Genomic DNA, 16,881 nt, shown 5'->3' on the forward strand with positions numbered 1-16,881 from the left:
CCAAATAAATGAAAATAAAAGCAGCAGTACTGAGAAAAATGGGTGCGGAAAGACCGTATACGCAATCCAAGCCCCTAACGATAGAAGAAGTAGAATTAGACGCACCTGGAGAAGAAGAGGTGTGTGTACAAATAAAAGCGGCGGGATTGTGTCATTCCGATTTATCGGTTATTGATGGAAATCGACCGCGTCCGTTACCGATGGCTTTAGGGCATGAGGCTGCAGGAGTTATCGTTGAAGTAGGACCTAAGGTAAAGAACTTTAAAGTCGGTGATCATGTGGTGTTTGCATTTTTGCCATCCTGTGGACATTGTATCTATTGTCAAACGGGACGAACAGCGCTTTGTGAACCGGGAGCAAAGGCAAATGGCGATGGTACGCTTTTGGGTGGACATCACCGCTTGCATCAAAACGGTCAAGACCTATATCATCACTTAGGTGTTTCAGGATTTGCAGAATATGCCGTTGCATCGATACATTCGTTGGTTAAAATCGACCCGACTATTCCATTTGAGATAGCAGCACTTTTTGGATGTGCTGTGATGACGGGCGTTGGAGCGGTTGTCAATACGGCTCAGTTAAAAATGGGTGATTCGGTTTTGGTAGTCGGATTAGGTGGTGTAGGCTTATCTGCAATTTTGGGAGCTAAAGCGGCCGGTGCTTCACAAGTAATTGCGGCAGACATCAGTCCGTATAAATTGGAGATGGCTAAAGAATTTGGAGCACAAGAGGTAATTAATTCCGCCGATTCAGATGCTTTAGAACAATTGCAAAAACTAACAGCTGGTGGTGTTGATATATCGGTGGAATTTGCCGGAGCCATGCCAGCCTTGGATTATGCCTTTAATGCGACCAAAAGAGGAGGAACTACCGTAACCGGAGCATTGCCACATCCCGATGCTAGATTGAGTTTAAATCCGCTGACTTTAGTCGGACAGGAAAAGAGTTTAAAGGGATGTTATCTCGGTAGCTGTGTTCCCTTGAGGGATATTCCAGCCTATCTCGAATTGTATAAAACAGGACGATTGGCTGTAGATAAGCTGATTACACATAGAATAAAATTGGAAAACATCAATGAAGGTTTTGAGCGTTTAGCCAAGGGTGAAGGCATTCGTCAAGTAATTGTTTTTGACTAATACCACGAGATTCCAGATTTGAATACGGATTTTCATATAAACGGAAACGGATAAAAAAGGGGAGTCATTGCTCACCTGAAAATACAATAGGAAACGATGAAAAATTTTAAAGAATTAATATTTGATCAATCTTACATCAACGGACAATGGGTTGCTGGGGGAACTGACAAATTTAAAGTAATGAATCCTGCCGACGGAACTTTGGTGTCTACGGTTTATGATGGGGATACCCTTTTGGTCAACGATGCTATTGATAGTGCCCATCAAGCTTTGGGCGCATGGAAAGCCTTGTCGGCAAAAGAGCGCTCCACCATTATGTATCGCTGGTACGAATTGCTGATAAAAAACAAGGAACCTTTGGCTATTTTAATGACTTTGGAATGTGGTAAGCCACTGAGTGAAAGTCGTGGAGAGGTTGAATATGGCGCTTCTTTTATACAGTGGTTTGCCGAGGAAGCGAAACGCGCCGATGGAGATATTATACCCGGATTTACAGCAGATCGTCGGGTTATGGTTATCAAACAACCTATCGGCGTAGTCGGAGTGATAACGCCTTGGAATTTCCCATTGGCGATGATTACGCGTAAATTAGGACCGGCTTTAGCGGTGGGATGTACTGTGGTTGTTAGACCGAGTGAAGAAACACCACTTTCCGCATTGGCCATGGTTGCTTTAGCTGATCAAGCTGGGTTTCCAGCGGGAGTAATCAATGTGGTTGTGGGAACTCATGCCGCAGAAACCGGTAAAATTCTATGTGAAAGCCCACTGGTTTCAAAGATTTCGTTTACGGGATCTACACGCGTCGGGCAAATCTTGACTAATCAAAGCGTATCGACTTTAAAGAAATTGAGTTTGGAATTAGGTGGTAATGCCCCATTTATCGTTTTTGAGGATGCCGATATCGATGCAGCCGTTAAAGGGGCTGTTGCAGGAAAATTTAGATTTTCTGGGCAAACCTGTGTGTGTGTAAATCGAATACTGATACACGAGAAGATCTACGATACTTTTGTCGAACGATTTGTTCAGGCTGTGTCTGAATTAAAAGTCGGAAATGGACTCGATGTCGGAGTTAACTTTGGTCCGCTAATCAATAAAAAAGCCATTGAACGCAATGAGAAATTCGTCGCTGATGCACTGTCAAAAGGCGGAAAGGTTTTGTTGGGAGGGAAAAAACAAAATGAGTATTTTTTTCTACCCACTGTAATCGGTGATGCAACAGCTGATATGGAATTTGCTAAAGAAGAGATATTTGGACCTATTGCGCCCTTGTTTAAATTTAAAACCGATGAAGAAGCGATTCAAATGGCAAACGACACCATTTACGGTTTAGCATCCTATTTTTATACCAATGATTTAACGCGCAGTTGGAAAGTGAGTGAGGCGTTAGAATATGGAATTGTAGGCATCAATGAAGGAATCATTTCGTCTGAAAGCGTACCTTTTGGTGGGGTTAAATACTCTGGATCGGGTAGAGAAGGATCGCATTATGGTATTGATGATTATGTTGAATTAAAATATATTTGCGTAGGAAATATCAAGTAAATCAAAAAATGACGCGAATGACTGATCTGGTGATCACTAAAGAGGAAGCAAAAAAATATGTATTGTATAAACACGGTCTCTTTGGTGACTATCAGTATCAAGGCAAACAGGGCATTTTAGATTTTATAGCACAAAGTGGTTGTATACAATTTGACCCAGTAGATGTGGTCGGACGAAATGCCGATCTTACTTTACAATCGCGCATAGAAAACTATGATAAAAACGATTTGTATGAATTGTTGTATCAAGATCGTTTGTTGGTGGATGGGCATGATAAAATGATGTCGATTTACAATATTTCTGATTGGCATCATTTACAGGCGATCCGCTCGGGGTATCTCAATCGAGAGGACGTTCGATTTAAAGAACTTTCCTCACTTGCAGAAGAAGCTTTGAATTATATGGAAACGCAACCGTTTGTATCCTCTATCGAAATCGAATCGGATGAGCATATCTTATGGGGTTATGGCTCCGCAAAAAAATCGCGTGCTGTTTTGGATTTGCTTTTTTACCAAGGTAAAATTGTAGTTCATCACAAAGAGCGGTCGCGTCGTTTTTATGCGCCGCGTTCTCGGTTTTTAGAACCCGATCAACAGGTCTTCGACTCCGACGATCAGCAAATGGATTGGCATGTATTAAGGCGAATCGCTGCAGTAGGACTGTTGTGGAATCAAAATTCGGATGCCTTTCTCGGTATTGCCAACTTTAACGCAAAAAGTAGAATAGCCTCTTTTAAACGTCTTTTGGACAGTGACCGTATTCAAAAGGTAAAAATTGACGGAATCCATAAAGATTTTTATATAAAAACCGAAGATATCACTGCGCTTTACAAGGCAAAAAACATAGTGGATTCCGGGCGACTAGAATTTATCGCACCCTTAGATCCCTTGCTTTGGGATAGGAAGTTCATTGCGGCACTCTTTGATTTTGATTATAAATGGGAAATTTATACACCCAAGGAAAAGCGGACTTATGGACATTATGTATTGCCTGTAATTTTCGGTAGCGAATTTATAGGTAGAATTGAGTTTGAAAAACAAGCGGGCAATTTAGCGATTAAACAGTTTTGGAAACAGGAACAGGGTGTTGTTCCGGCTGATACGCTGATTAATAGTGTTTACCGCTTTGCGAAGTTTAATGATTTAGCATATCCTTAAAATTTTTTTAAAATGATAAAAGCCTTAAAAGTCTGATTTTAAGGCTTTTTTGTTTGGAATTTGTTCTAAAGAGGATCTGATATTATAAGATTTTATCAGATAAGTATCGATTTGTGATTATTGTATTATAAATACGATTAAATAAGTGTGATTAAGGCATTTTTTTTATAAATTTGAGGAACTATAAAGGAATTAACCGATAGTTAAGTTATGATTTATGAATTTAAAAGCAATTGAATTAAAAACGCTAATACCCGCTAAGGATTTTAAAACTTCTTTGGGTTTTTATCAGGTTTTCGGATTTGAGAAAAGGTATGAAGATGAACAAATTGCTTATTTCGCTTATGGAGATCAAGTATCGTTCTTATTGCAGAATTTTTATGAAAAAGATCTGGCGGAGAATTTGGTACAGCACCTCTTAGTAGAGGATATTGACGCTTGGTATTCCCATCTTAATCACATCAAATTGGCGGAGGTCTTTTCTGTTCGAATGACTCCAATAGAAGAAAAACCGTGGGGGATGAAAGAATTTCACGTATTTGATCCGAGTGGAGTGTTGTGGACTATAGCTCAAAATCTGTAATTCAACGGTACTATAAGCACAAGTTGCAGGGCTTCTAGTAGCTTTGTCAATCGGTGGATTTTTTGCTGGTTGCACAATCGCCGTAGTCATCAATTACCTATTAAAAAATGCTTTCAAGGAATAAAATCGATTAAGCAATTTATTAAGCGTAAATTTGCAGTCTTTTTTCACTATAGAATCCTTATCTGATGATATTATCTAAATTCAAAAGGCTAAAACCTTATTATAAAAGCACCTTTTTATTGGCTGGTCCAGTAATCATATCTCAATTGGGATATACCTTAGTGCACATGGCAGATAGTGTGGTGGTTGGACATTTTTTAGGCACCATACCCTTGGCTGCTGTATCTTTAGTCCATTCCGTTTTTATGGTGGTATTGGTCATTGGATTGGGAATCGCTTATGGAATTACCCCATTAATAGCTCAAGCTAACGGTAGAGGGGATAAACAAGAATGCGCAACCCTATTAGCAAATAGCCTTTGGCTAAATCTTATTACGAGTATTTTACTTTTTTTGCTCGTATACTACGGATCGGTATTTGCTGTTGAGCATCTCGATCAAGATCCTCAAGTAGTAGAGGTAGCAAAACCCTATTTGTTTATTTTGAGTTTATCCATTATTCCGTTGATGATTTTTAATGCATTCAAGCAGTTTGCAGAAGGTTTGGGCTTCACCAAACAAGCTATGAATATTTCGATATGGGGAAATGTATTGAACATCATTTTGGCAATTGTATTTGTTAAAGGAATGTTTGGTATTGAATCCATGGGAATTAGCGGGGTTGGTTACAGTACTTTAATCGACCGTGTTATGATGATGATCGCCATGGGAATCTACGTTTTTAGAGGAAAAGTGTTTAGTGTCTATATACAATATTTTCAATTGTTTAAAGTAGAATGGGATAAGTGCGTTCGAATATTAAAAATTGGAGCACCGGTTGCCATGCAATACGTTTTTGAAATAGGCGCCTTTGCTGGAGCGGCATTAATCGCAGGAACCATCGGAGCCACAGAGCAAGCCTCTCATCAAGTAGGTATTCAATTGGCGTCTCTAACCTATATGATGGCAAGTGGTATAGCTACTGCAGCGACGATAAAAACCGGAAACAGTTTTGGAAATGGAAACTTTGTGCGTTTGCAACGCTATGCGATTTCGTCTTACCATCTCGTGATTTTGTTTATGTGTTGTACGGCAACGCTATTTGCGGTATTTAATCAGTATTTACCCTATATATTCACTCAAGATATAGCCGTAGTTACCATAGCTGCACAATTGTTGATCATTGCTGGTCTATTTCAATTGTTTGACGGTGTACAGGTGGTGGGACTTGGTGTATTAAGAGGGATTGGTGATGTTAATGTTCCGACATTTATTACTTTCTTCGCGTATTGGATCGTTGGTATGCCAGCGGCTTATGTGATGGGAATTGTATTCAAATGGGGCGTTATCGGTATCTGGTATGGACTTAGTCTTGGTTTATTAACTTCCTCTGTATTGCTGTATTGGAGGTATCGCGTTAAAATCAAAATCTTTCTAGCGGGTCAAAATACTCGCTTGAAACCAACAGTAGAAGTATAGTTGTCAGAATTATTTTCAGTATAAAATTCATCCAAAACAATGATTGATGTTGCAACGCTAATCCAGTCGGGGGCTGAACAAAAAAACTATCCTAAGGGGGCTGTGATTTTTGAAGCCAAAACCTATCCAAAGTTTTACTATCAGATCGTTGTAGGGAAAGTCAAAATGAATAATTATTCGGAAAGTGGCAAAGAGTTTATACAGAATATTTTTACAGCTGGACAAAGTTTTGGGGAACCACCGTTATTTATCGATGAACCCTATCCTGCTAATGCAATTGCCCTAACGGCGATTACCTTGTTTCAGATACCCAAGGAACAATTTTTTGTGATGTTGTATCAACATCCGGAAGTATCTATAGCCGTGAATAGGAGTTTAGCGCGACGTTTGTTTTTTAAAGCGGTTATGGCACCTGAAATATCCGCTAAAGAACCCGAGAAAAAACTTCTGGCACTGATGGATTATATCAAAAATCACAGTGAAAATCCATTGGACGACACGCCTTTTTTAATACCGATGACCCGACAGCAATTGGCTGACCTCACTGGATTACGCGTCGAAACCGTGATTAGAACGATCAAGCAATTGGAAAAGGAGGGTAAACTTCAGATCATTCAACGAAAAATATATAGGTAGTTTTATGATTACAATCATAAAATCAAGCTTGTATTAAGCACTACCTTTGTTGAAAATGTAATTAAAATGACTCCTATAGAAAAACAGTTACCCGACGTAACTGACCGAAATCAATTGTTCTTTATCGTCAGTACTTTTTATGATGCTGTACGTCAGGATGCCGAACTCGGCCCTATATTTAATGATATTATCACAGAATGGGACGAGCATTTGGAGAAAATCACCGATTTTTGGGCCATGCATCTATTTGGTACAAAGGCTTATACTGGAAATCCCGTATTAGCTCATCAACTGGTAGATCAGCAACAGCAGGAGAGCATTACCCCTCATCATTTCGGTACTTGGTTGTTCTATTGGTTGCAAACAATTAATACGCATTTTGAAGGTCCCAATGCCGAAATACTCAAAGATAAATCTCGCAAAATGCAGACCATACTGTATATGAAGATTTTTGAATATCGAAAAAAGAAAAAGCAATAGGCGTATTATTTGGGCGTTCCCTATCGGGCGGGCTTTCCACTTTATTTTTCTTGAGCAAAAAAACGCTCAAGAAAAGATGCCGTTTCAATCCCTAACGCGAAGTATCGCGATAAATCTCCTTAGTTTTAGTTCCAATGACCTCTAAAAACAAATATTACTCGTCCAAATGGGCAACTATTTTATTCACATCGGCCTTAGTTGGTTTTCTATCCGGTTTTACCGGGTTGATTTTAAAACATTTGACAGAGAATTTCGAAGATCGGTTTTTTCTAAAAACACAAGATAATAATTATCTAATCGCCCTTTTTCCAATTTTGGGGTTAAGCGTTATTTTTATACTGCGAAAGTTTTTGTTTAAAAACAAAGAGAACAAGGGGATTCGCGAAGTACTCGACGCTACTTCTTCGGCTAAAAAATTGCCCTTATATAAAATTCCATCTCATTTTATCAACGGGTTTATAACGGTTATTTTTGGTGGATCAACGGGAATAGAAGTATCTACTGTGGTCAGTACGGCGGCTATAGGAGGGGTGGTTGCAAGGAAAAGGCATTTTCTTAAAAAGTATAAAAACGAATGGATGGGTGCCGCGATTGCAGCTGGAATAACGGTGCTTTTTCACAGCCCGTTGGCGGGACTGTTCTTTTCGTATGAAAATATTTTAAAAAGACGCTCCAAAATTATAATTGCTACGCATTTGATTTCGGTAACCGTAGCATGGGCCATGTTGATAATTGCCGATGAACCCCCTTTGTTTCAGACCCAATTACAGGAATGGAAATATGAGGCGATTCCGTATTTCCTTATATTATCTCTTGTAGCATCGGTTTATGGGGTGTATTTGACCCGTTCAGTATTGTTGATTAAAACGCGTTTCTTGCTTAAAAAACATGCCTACTTAAATGTAGTGTGCTGCGCGGCATTTCTTAGTCTGTTTATTTGGCTTTTCCCAGAATTGTATGGCGACGGTTATCACGCTATTAAAAATCATATGAATTTTAGCATTCATACAAACGGATGGATGTTGCTAAACTTGGTGTTATTGCTATTTCTAAAACCAATTATGGCGGCAATTACCCTTAGAGGAGGTGGAGATGGTGGTGTTTTTGCGCCGAGTATTTTTGCCGGAGCATTTCTCGGTTTATTGATAGCGAATCTAGCCAACACCTTTGCGGGAGCTTCATTGATTCCAATCAATTTTATGGTTTTGGGGATTGCTTTGGTTCTAAGTGCCAGTCTGCACGCACCATTTACAGCTGTGTTTTTGGTTTGTGGACTGTTTGGAGATTATGCTTTGTGGATGCCTTTATTAATCTTAGCACCGCTGACCAAATGGATCTCCTCCAAAATTTATCCCTATACGGTATATAACATCCATTTAAAAACAGCTGGTGTAAAATAAATAGTAATTCATTAGCCCAGAATAACCCTATTGTAACTAAGCGAAACCTTTTTTTTAAGTCTGTCTTCGGTACAGAACTTCTAATGATCAAAATTTTCAACGATTCTTAATTGAGTCTGAATAGGTTAGTTTTTCTTAACCGAAAGTTGTTATAAAATCGCGATTATGCTCGTTTTATTTTGAAAAGTCATCGTTTTTTGATTTACTTTTGAATAAAAAAGCGATGAAAAACAAAGGACATTTTTTTGGCGTGCTAATTATTGTATTAAGTGTGCTTGCTACATCTTTCTCGATGATGGCTGTGCCAAAAATTGGGGAAAATAAATTTAGATTTAAGATTTATCAAAACGGAAGAGAGGTTGTTGTAAAGAACCATGCCGTGGAATTGGAACGAACTACTTTTCAGATAAAATTTTTATTTGACGATCCGATGGGGGTTCTAGTCCATGCTTCTTTTAAAGATCAGGTCTATAAAGAAATTGCTGGAGGAACGCCATTTTTTGAAATTAAAGGAATGGAAACGGGTATGGCGGAAGAGCTGTATAACCCCTCTGAAAGCGTGATCGTGGAAGACAGTGCGCCGAGTTATTGGTTTTTTGACAATACGGAAGAACATCGTTTTGACGATTGTGTTCAAAAAAATGATATATGGGTGTGTACCCGTACTATCGATAATTTTAATTACGTTTATAAAGACAAATTAGTTTCGGTTTCTAAAGCCAAAACACCCTTGTATTTAGTATTGGTTTCTACGGGCTTTGACGAAGAAACGGACAAACAAAGCGAATACCAACGTGATTACGTAAAAATCAGTTGGAAGAAATAATTCGCCGAAGTACAATAACTTTGGGTTGTATAACCCCGAAATTCACTAAAGTTTAGCATTCGATTTTAAACTAAAAACATGAACTCCATTTTAATTATTGATGACGAGGTAAAACTCCGAAACTTATTGGCACGAATTATCGAATTAGAAGGATTTGAAGTGATTCAAGCTTCGGATTTAAAGTCGGGATTTAAAAAGTTGGAACAGCAAGCCTTTGACTTGGTGTTGTGCGATGTGAAATTACCCGATGGCAGTGGTGTGGATTTTACAGCTAAAGTAAAAGAGCATTTTCCGATGTTAGAATTGATTTTAATGACGGCTTATGGAAATATTCCCGATGGCGTACAAGCGATTAAAAATGGAGCATACGACTACATCACTAAAGGAGAGGATAACAATAAAATTATACCGCTAATCTATAAAGCGTTAGAGAAAGTGCAACTCAATCAGCGCGTTGAAAAATTAGAGCGTCGACTGGATCAAAAATATTCCTTTGAAAAAATTGTCGGTAAATCTACCGCTATCGTACAAGCAATACAATTAGCCAGACGCGTGGCAACCACGGGAACTACCGTTTTGTTGACTGGAGAAACCGGAACGGGCAAAGAGGTCTTTGCACAGGCTATTCATCAGGAGAGCTCTCGCAAAAAACAGGCATTTGTAGCCATTAACTGCGCGGCTTTTAGCAAGGATTTATTGGAAAGTGAGATGTTTGGTCATAAAGCAGGCGCTTTTACCAATGCGATTAAAGATCAAAAAGGTTTGTTTGAAGAGGCACATTTGGGAACTTTCTTTTTAGACGAAATAGGAGAATTGCCTTTAGACTTGCAAGCCAAATTGTTGAGGGTTTTGGAAACGGGCACCTTTTTAAAAATTGGAGACTCCAAACCGACTACGGTAGATATTCGAATCATTGCCGCAACCAATCGCGATTTGTCGAAGGAAATAGAACAGGGAACTTTCAGGGAAGATTTGTATTACCGTTTGTCGGTTTTTCCAATCGAATTGCCAGCCTTGCGCAACCGCACTGCCGATATCCCCGATTTAATCAACCATTTTTTAACGGTAATGGCTCCGCAGAGCGGAAAAAAGGCTCTAAAGCCATCTAAGGAGGCCTTAGAGGCCTTAAAAACACATTCGTGGCCTGGTAATATCCGTGAAATGAAAAACGCCTTAGAGCGCGGTTTAATCATGAGTAATTCTACAGTGTTGGAATTGATGGATCTGCCGATTGAATTTCAGAGAAAAAGCGGTCAACAGTTTAAAGAAATGACTTCGTTTGAACTGGCATTTGCCGAGAAAAATCACATACAAATGGTGTTGAAATACACCAATGGAAATAAAACAAAAACCGCTGAATTGCTCGGAATTGCGTTGACTACGCTTTACAGAAAAATAGAAGAATACCATTTGGTGTAAAATACCCTATCATAACGCTATTAAAAACCCTTTCAAAATGAAAGGGTTTTTTGTTTTAGAGCATTCTGGTATTTTAATCAACAGTTGGATTATCAGTCGATTGTATGTGTATTTGTTTTAATGGTATGGGAATTGGCTATATGCTTCCTATCAAACTTAAAAAACAAGGAACATGCACAACCTACTTACGGTACCGCTCACCGTTTTTTCATCAAACTTGATGATACAAAAGAAATCGGATCACGACAACCTCTTATGGTCGACAATTAAAATTTTAGTACCGCTTAAGGACCATTTGATCCAAAGTGGTGATTTTAATAACAGTTTAAAAACAGGTAACCGATGGTAGCCCTTTTGTTATTCGTTATAGGACTGCTTGGTTTTGTACTGTGTTACAAAGCCATTGAATATTTTGATACCCTTTAAATCTTAAACCTTTTTACTATGATTTTTCTACTGTTGTTGGCTGTGGCCGTCTTTGGATATATGTGTTATGTATTGATCAATCCAGAGAAATTTTAATAAACTATTTTTTTATAAATAACTTTTATATAGCAATTTATGTGTTGTTATATAAATACTTAATACAATTAAAATGAATACAGAAATACTAGGAGTTATTGCGATGTTTGTGTTGGCGATCGCAATAGCAATTCCGCTGGGTAAATATATAGCGAAGGTGTATGCAGGTGAGCGTACATTTTTGGATATGCTGTTTAATCCGATAGAAATACGTTTATACAAAATCAGTTGCATAGACGAAACAGCGCCGATGAATTGGAAGCAACATCTTCAGGCCTTATTAACTATTAATCTCGTGTGGTTTGTGATGGTATTTGTGTTGCTGATGACCCAGCAGTACTTACCGTTAAATCCAGATAATAACCCCAATATGTCTGCGGACCTTGCTTTTAATACGGTCATTTCTTTTGTAGTTAATTGCAATTTACAGCATTATTCCGGTGAGACCGGAGTGAGTTATCTCTCTCAAATGGTATTGATGTTTTTGCAATTTGTCAGTGCGGCAAGTGGTATGGCGGCGGCTGTAGTGGTTTTTGAGGCTTTTAAACATAAAACAGCACAACATCTGGGCAATTTTTATGTGTTTTTTGTCAAATCGATTACTCGTATCTTATTACCGCTAAGCGTGCTTGTAGCGCTTATTTTGGTTTTTAACGGGACACCGATGACCTTTGAAGGTAAAGATACAATGAGTGCTATGGAAGGACAAAACGTAGAAGTTTCTCGTGGACCGGTGGCGGCTTTTGTAGCGATAAAACACTTGGGGACCAACGGGGGTGGTTTTTTTGGAACCAATGGTGCCCATCCTTTTGAAAATCCCAATTACACGACCAATATGGTCGAAATGATTGCGCAATTAATCATTCCTTTTGCGATGATTTTTGCCTTTGGTATATACATCAACAGAAAACGTTTCTCCTATATGATTTTTGGAGTTATGACAGTCGGGTTTTTATGTCTGGTAATTCCAAATGTTGTGATGGAAAGTGCTGGTAATCCTGCAATTGAGCGTATGGGAATCAATATGGATGCCGGAGCAATGGAAGGTAAGGAAAGCCGTATTGGAGCGGCGGCTTCGGGCTTTTGGAGTATTGCCACTACGGTGATTTCTACGGGATCGGTCAATTCGATGCACGATAGTTCGATGCCGCTTTCGGGTATGAATGAATTGTTAGCCATGATGATCAACAGTTTTTATGGTGGTGTCGGAGTCGGTATTTTAAACTTTTTCATATTTGTGATATTAGCGGTGTTTATCAGCGGGTTAATGGTTGGACGTACACCTGAATTTTTTGGAAAGAAAATCGAAGCTCGAGAGATTAAAATAGCACTGATAATCGCCTTGGTTCATCCATTTTTAATTTTAGTGGGAACCGCCTTAGCCGTTTCTATGCCTGGATTGACCGAGAGTACTTTAAACAATCCTTCTTTCCACGGTTTTTCAGAAATACTTTATGAATATACCTCGGCTTCTGCTAATAACGGAAGTGGCTTTGAAGGTTTGGGAGACAATACACCGTGGTGGAATATCAGTACGGGTATCGTGCTGCTATTAGCGCGATTTATACCGATTATTGGACCGGTGGCTATTGCGGGTTTATTGGCACAAAAGGCTTATATACCCGAAGGTTCTGGTACTTTAAAAACCGACACAGCGACTTTTGGGGTTTTGATATTGACCATTATTTTGATCATTGCCGCTTTGGCCTTTTTTCCGGCATTAACCCTTGGACCTATCGCGGAATATTTTACACTACATCAATAAGCTGTTGGAGTGATCGCAATCCATATCGGGTTTAAATCAGAATTCGAATTATTCATTGCGATTAGCGCTAAGCTTTATTTTAAAAATAATTATATATGAACACAAATAACACGACTCTTTTTGATAAAAGAGTACTCTCTGATGCTGTCAAACAATCGTTTGTAAAATTAGATCCAAGAACGTTATACAAAAATCCTGTCATGTTTACGGTGGAAATAGGTGCTTTTGTACTGTTTTTAGTCTGTATTTGGATTTTAATGGGTGAGAAAGATCAGGGTAGTTTTGGATACAACCTGACGGTTTTTATTTTGCTTTTATTCACTCTACTGTTCGCCAATTTTGCCGAAGCTATTGCTGAAGCGCGTGGCAAGGCACAGGCCGATAGTTTGCGTAAAACCCGTGAAGAAACCCCTGCGACCCTGGAAGATGGAAGTGTAGTTTCGTCAGCATCTCTAGTCAAAGGCAGTGTATTTATCTGTAAGGCAGGTGATATTATTCCCGCAGATGGTGAGATTATAGAAGGATTAGCGACTATAGATGAAAGTGCTATTACCGGTGAGAGTGCCCCGGTTATTCGGGAATCAGGCGGTGATAAAAGTTCGGTTACCGGCGGCACTAAAGTACTGTCCGACCAGATTAAAGTAGTGGTAACTACGCAACCGGGCGACAGTTTTTTGGATAAAATGATCGCTTTGGTAGAAGGTGCTAGCAGACAAAAAACACCCAATGAAATTGCGCTGACGATACTGTTAGCTGGTTTTACGATGATTTTTATTATTGTTACGGTGACTTTAAAACCCTTTGCGGATTATGCGGGTGTTTCGATTACTATAGCCGCCTTTATTTCACTATTTGTATGTTTGATTCCAACGACTATAGGAGGTTTATTGTCTGCAATTGGAATAGCGGGTATGGATAGAGCCTTGCGTGCTAATGTGATTACCAAAAGTGGGAGAGCAGTGGAAGTAGCAGGTGATATTGACGTTTTACTATTGGATAAAACGGGAACCATCACGATTGGAAATCGAAAGGCGACTGAATTTTATACGGCTGAAGGCGTTGAACCGCAGCACTTTCAGAAATCGGTGGTCTTGAGTTCGATGAGTGATGAAACTCCAGAGGGGAAATCCATTATAGAATTAGCGGGTAAAGACCCGAAGTGCTACGGGATTAGCAATCCTATTTTTATTCCTTTTACCGCTGAAACACGGAGTTCTGGAATTGATTTTGATGGGCTGCGCATCCGCAAAGGTGCCGCTGATGCTATTCGAAAACTGTGTGAGGAAAAAGGTAATAGCTATCCAATGGAAATTCAGGAGATCGTCGAGAGAATCGCCAATAATGGAGGAACACCACTGGTGGTTTCGGAAAACGAAAAAATCATCGGCGTGGTAGAATTGCAGGATATCGTGAAACCGGGCATTCAGGAGCGTTTTGAGCGACTGAGAATGATGGGTATTAAAACGGTTATGGTTACGGGAGATAATCCTTTAACGGCGCGCTTTATAGCTGAAAAAGCAGGGGTAGACGATTATATCGCGGAAGCCAAACCCGAAGATAAGATGAACTATATCAAAAAGGAACAAAGCGAAGGTCGACTAGTTGCGATGATGGGTGATGGTACCAATGACGCACCGGCTTTGGCTCAGGCCAATGTTGGGGTAGCGATGAACAGCGGGACTCAAGCAGCTAAAGAAGCGGGTAATATGGTCGACTTGGATAACGATCCGACCAAACTGATCGAAATCGTTGAGATTGGTAAACAGTTGCTAATGACCCGTGGTACCTTGACTACCTTCAGTATTGCCAACGATGTTGCCAAGTATTTCGCACTGATTCCAGCACTTTTTATCACGGCCATACCCGCATTAAGCAGTTTGAATATCATGCAACTGCACAGTCCGGAAAGCGCGATACTATCGGCGGTCATATTCAATGCCATCATCATCCCGATTTTAATTCCATTAGCGCTAAAAGGCGTTGCGTATAAACCAATTGGTGCCAGTGCTTTATTGAGACGGAATTTATTGATTTACGGTCTGGGCGGTATCTTGGTTCCCTTCGTCGGTATCAAGCTAATCGATTTGTTTGTTGCACTGTTTGTTTAGTTTTAGTATTAAATTTAAACTTTAAGTAATGTGTTTTAATAATTTATAAAACAGCAATTAAAATATAAAAAAAATGAAAAAAAATATACTTTCTGCCATATTGCTTACAGGCGGAACCATGTTGTTATTAGTTGTGGTATATCCACTAATCGTCTGGGGTTTTGCACAGTTTTCACCGAACTCCGGTAAGGGCGAATTGGTGAGACACAACGGCAAGGCCTATTATGTAAACATCGGACAGGACTTTGTTTCCGATAAGTATTTTTCATCGCGACCCTCAGCTGTAGACTATAATGCTGCGGGTTCTGGTGCCAGTAATAAAGCCGTTACGAATCCCGAATATTTAGCGGAGGTATCACAGCGTATCGACGAATTTATGACCAAGAACCCAACGGTTAAAAAAGAAGATATTCCCGTTGATTTAGTTACGGCAAGCGGTAGCGGGTTGGATCCTAACTATTCCGTACAAGCAGCTGTGGTTCAAGTGGCTCGAATTGCCGCAAGTAGAAATCTTTCGGAGAGTGTGATTACGCAATTAATTCACAACCAAATCGAAAGTCCCTTACTGGGGATTTTTGGCCCAGAGAAAGTTAATGTATTGCGTTTGAATATTGCCTTAGACCAAATCAAATAACAAGTATGAAAAACTTATTTAGTACAGTGCTACTCCTCGGTGGAGTAGCTATTGCTGTGGCACAACACGATACGATATCCAAACCGGCATTGACTATTGACGGTTATGCCGAATTGTATTATAGTTATAGCTTTAATCAGCCCAAGAACAACCAACTACCCGGGTATTTGTATTCGTTTAATCGACATAATGAGGTTAGTCTTAATTTCGGAATGATCCGAGCGACTTATGAAAAAAATCGAGTTCGAGGAAAAATAGCTTTGATGGCCGGCAGTTATGTCACGTCTAACTTAGTGGCAGAACCCGATGGATTAAAAAATATCTATGAGGCCAATGTGGGATTAAAACTATCAGAAACCAAGAATTTGTGGTTGGATGCGGGTATTTTTAGTTCACATATCGGTTATGAAAGTGCTATCGGAGCGGATGTTTGGACGTTGACTCGAAGTATACCAGCTGAAAACTCGCCTTATTTTTCGTCGGGAGTTAAGATTTCCTACAAATCACCGAATCAAAAGTGGTTTTTAAGCGGTTTAGTCTTAAATGGATGGCAACGTATGCAACGCGTCGATGGCAATCGTACGTTGGCTTTTGGACATCAATTGACCTATCAACCCAATGAAAAATTCTTGATTAACAGCAGTTCCTTTATCGGTAGTGATACACCCGATAGCTTGAGACAAATGCGGTATTTTCACGATTTGTATGCCGAAATAAAGCTTAGTCCTAAAATGCGGATGATTGCGGGATTTGACATCGGTGTTCAACAGCAGTACAAACACAGTAAATCGTATAATGTATGGTACAGCCCGAGTTTAATCGGGAAATATACCTTTAACGACAAATGGAGTATTAGCGCTCGCGCAGAATACTATGCAGATAAAAAGCAAGTCATCCTAGTAACAGATACTGAAAACGGATTTCAAACTTGGGGATACTCGGCCAATTTGGATTATAGGATAACAAATGAAGTATTGTGGCGCATTGAACTGCGTAATTTTGACAGTAAAGACGCTATTTTTACTAGAAACGAACGTGCTGTGTCGAGCAATGCGTTTGCGAGTACCAGTTTGTCCATAAAATTTTAAAACAA

General features: G+C 39.5%; 16 protein-coding genes. All 16 read left to right on the top strand.

Annotated elements, in window-relative coordinates:
• Positions 1 to 8: 8 nt before the first annotated feature.
• The 16 genes from L1275_RS09710 (at position 9) to L1275_RS09780 (ending at position 16,876) form a co-directional block, all read left to right on the top strand.
• Positions 9 to 1,136, top strand: a complete 1,128-nt coding sequence (locus L1275_RS09710; RefSeq protein ID WP_253472225.1) for a zinc-dependent alcohol dehydrogenase family protein — start codon at positions 9 to 11, stop codon at positions 1,134 to 1,136.
• Between the two features lie 96 nt (positions 1,137 to 1,232).
• Positions 1,233 to 2,678: an NAD-dependent succinate-semialdehyde dehydrogenase gene (locus tag L1275_RS09715; protein ID WP_253472227.1), complete on the top strand. Its 1,446-nt coding sequence runs from the start codon at positions 1,233 to 1,235 to the stop codon at positions 2,676 to 2,678.
• A gap of 17 nt (positions 2,679 to 2,695) precedes the next feature.
• Entirely contained in the window at positions 2,696 to 3,835 is a 1,140-nt protein-coding gene (locus L1275_RS09720; protein WP_253472229.1) for a DNA glycosylase AlkZ-like family protein, read from the top strand.
• A gap of 217 nt (positions 3,836 to 4,052) precedes the next feature.
• On the top strand, positions 4,053 to 4,418 hold the full coding sequence (locus L1275_RS09725) for a VOC family protein (RefSeq protein WP_253472231.1): 366 nt from the start codon (positions 4,053 to 4,055) through the stop codon (positions 4,416 to 4,418).
• A gap of 188 nt (positions 4,419 to 4,606) precedes the next feature.
• Complete coding sequence (locus tag L1275_RS09730; RefSeq protein ID WP_253472233.1) at positions 4,607 to 5,998, top strand: MATE family efflux transporter; 1,392 nt, start codon at positions 4,607 to 4,609, stop codon at positions 5,996 to 5,998.
• 39 nt (positions 5,999 to 6,037) lie between these two features.
• Complete coding sequence (locus L1275_RS09735; protein WP_253472235.1) at positions 6,038 to 6,634, top strand: Crp/Fnr family transcriptional regulator; 597 nt, start codon at positions 6,038 to 6,040, stop codon at positions 6,632 to 6,634.
• Positions 6,635 to 6,700: 66 nt separating this feature from the next.
• Positions 6,701 to 7,114: a group III truncated hemoglobin gene (locus tag L1275_RS09740; RefSeq protein WP_253472236.1), complete on the top strand. Its 414-nt coding sequence runs from the start codon at positions 6,701 to 6,703 to the stop codon at positions 7,112 to 7,114.
• Between the two features lie 134 nt (positions 7,115 to 7,248).
• Positions 7,249 to 8,514 (top strand): chloride channel protein, encoded by a 1,266-nt coding sequence (locus tag L1275_RS09745; RefSeq protein WP_253472238.1) that lies wholly within the window; start codon positions 7,249 to 7,251, stop codon positions 8,512 to 8,514.
• A gap of 223 nt (positions 8,515 to 8,737) precedes the next feature.
• On the top strand, positions 8,738 to 9,340 hold the full coding sequence (locus tag L1275_RS09750; protein WP_253472241.1) for a hypothetical protein: 603 nt from the start codon (positions 8,738 to 8,740) through the stop codon (positions 9,338 to 9,340).
• A 78-nt stretch (positions 9,341 to 9,418) separates the two neighbouring features.
• A complete protein-coding gene (locus L1275_RS09755; protein WP_253472242.1) occupies positions 9,419 to 10,759 on the top strand; it encodes a sigma-54 dependent transcriptional regulator in 1,341 nt (446 codons plus the stop codon).
• Between the two features lie 172 nt (positions 10,760 to 10,931).
• Positions 10,932 to 11,108 (top strand): hypothetical protein, encoded by a 177-nt coding sequence (locus L1275_RS09760; RefSeq protein ID WP_253472244.1) that lies wholly within the window; start codon positions 10,932 to 10,934, stop codon positions 11,106 to 11,108.
• A 95-nt stretch (positions 11,109 to 11,203) separates the two neighbouring features.
• The gene (gene kdpF, locus L1275_RS16580; protein ID WP_371923461.1) at positions 11,204 to 11,281 is read left to right on the top strand and encodes a K(+)-transporting ATPase subunit F; all 78 of its coding nucleotides are present in this window, start codon (positions 11,204 to 11,206) and stop codon (positions 11,279 to 11,281) included.
• A gap of 73 nt (positions 11,282 to 11,354) precedes the next feature.
• Positions 11,355 to 13,046 carry a potassium-transporting ATPase subunit KdpA gene (gene kdpA, locus L1275_RS09765; protein ID WP_253472246.1) on the top strand — a complete coding sequence of 564 codons (1,692 nt, stop codon included), beginning with the start codon at positions 11,355 to 11,357 and terminating at the stop codon, positions 13,044 to 13,046.
• Between the two features lie 95 nt (positions 13,047 to 13,141).
• Positions 13,142 to 15,154, top strand: coding sequence for a potassium-transporting ATPase subunit KdpB (gene kdpB, locus L1275_RS09770; RefSeq protein WP_253472248.1), 2,013 nt, complete (start codon positions 13,142 to 13,144; stop codon positions 15,152 to 15,154).
• 73 nt (positions 15,155 to 15,227) lie between these two features.
• Positions 15,228 to 15,788 (top strand): K(+)-transporting ATPase subunit C, encoded by a 561-nt coding sequence (locus tag L1275_RS09775; protein WP_253472251.1) that lies wholly within the window; start codon positions 15,228 to 15,230, stop codon positions 15,786 to 15,788.
• A 5-nt stretch (positions 15,789 to 15,793) separates the two neighbouring features.
• Positions 15,794 to 16,876, top strand: a complete 1,083-nt coding sequence (locus L1275_RS09780; RefSeq protein WP_253472253.1) for a porin — start codon at positions 15,794 to 15,796, stop codon at positions 16,874 to 16,876.
• Positions 16,877 to 16,881 lie beyond the last annotated feature (5 nt).

Origin of the sequence: Flavobacterium sp. HSC-61S13, from assembly GCF_024171535.1 — a bacterium.
Classification (GTDB): domain Bacteria; phylum Bacteroidota; class Bacteroidia; order Flavobacteriales; family Flavobacteriaceae; genus Flavobacterium.

What these genes read in the sequence shown, in the direction of transcription:
- L1275_RS09750 (WP_253472241.1), top strand. Translation starts at nt 8,738, where the DNA reads ATGAAAAACAAAGGACATTTTTTTGGCGTGCTAATTATTGTATTAAGT.
- L1275_RS09735 (WP_253472235.1), top strand. Translation starts at nt 6,038, where the DNA reads ATGATTGATGTTGCAACGCTAATCCAGTCGGGGGCTGAACAAAAAAAC.
- kdpF (WP_371923461.1), top strand. Translation starts at nt 11,204, where the DNA reads ATGATTTTTCTACTGTTGTTGGCTGTGGCCGTCTTTGGATATATGTGT.
- L1275_RS09740 (WP_253472236.1), top strand. Translation starts at nt 6,701, where the DNA reads ATGACTCCTATAGAAAAACAGTTACCCGACGTAACTGACCGAAATCAA.
- kdpA (WP_253472246.1), top strand. Translation starts at nt 11,355, where the DNA reads ATGAATACAGAAATACTAGGAGTTATTGCGATGTTTGTGTTGGCGATC.
- L1275_RS09710 (WP_253472225.1), top strand. Translation starts at nt 9, where the DNA reads ATGAAAATAAAAGCAGCAGTACTGAGAAAAATGGGTGCGGAAAGACCG.
- L1275_RS09775 (WP_253472251.1), top strand. Translation starts at nt 15,228, where the DNA reads ATGAAAAAAAATATACTTTCTGCCATATTGCTTACAGGCGGAACCATG.
- L1275_RS09725 (WP_253472231.1), top strand. Translation starts at nt 4,053, where the DNA reads ATGAATTTAAAAGCAATTGAATTAAAAACGCTAATACCCGCTAAGGAT.
- L1275_RS09780 (WP_253472253.1), top strand. Translation starts at nt 15,794, where the DNA reads ATGAAAAACTTATTTAGTACAGTGCTACTCCTCGGTGGAGTAGCTATT.
- L1275_RS09760 (WP_253472244.1), top strand. Translation starts at nt 10,932, where the DNA reads ATGCACAACCTACTTACGGTACCGCTCACCGTTTTTTCATCAAACTTG.
- L1275_RS09715 (WP_253472227.1), top strand. Translation starts at nt 1,233, where the DNA reads ATGAAAAATTTTAAAGAATTAATATTTGATCAATCTTACATCAACGGA.
- kdpB (WP_253472248.1), top strand. Translation starts at nt 13,142, where the DNA reads ATGAACACAAATAACACGACTCTTTTTGATAAAAGAGTACTCTCTGAT.
- L1275_RS09755 (WP_253472242.1), top strand. Translation starts at nt 9,419, where the DNA reads ATGAACTCCATTTTAATTATTGATGACGAGGTAAAACTCCGAAACTTA.
- L1275_RS09720 (WP_253472229.1), top strand. Translation starts at nt 2,696, where the DNA reads ATGACTGATCTGGTGATCACTAAAGAGGAAGCAAAAAAATATGTATTG.
- L1275_RS09730 (WP_253472233.1), top strand. Translation starts at nt 4,607, where the DNA reads ATGATATTATCTAAATTCAAAAGGCTAAAACCTTATTATAAAAGCACC.
- L1275_RS09745 (WP_253472238.1), top strand. Translation starts at nt 7,249, where the DNA reads ATGACCTCTAAAAACAAATATTACTCGTCCAAATGGGCAACTATTTTA.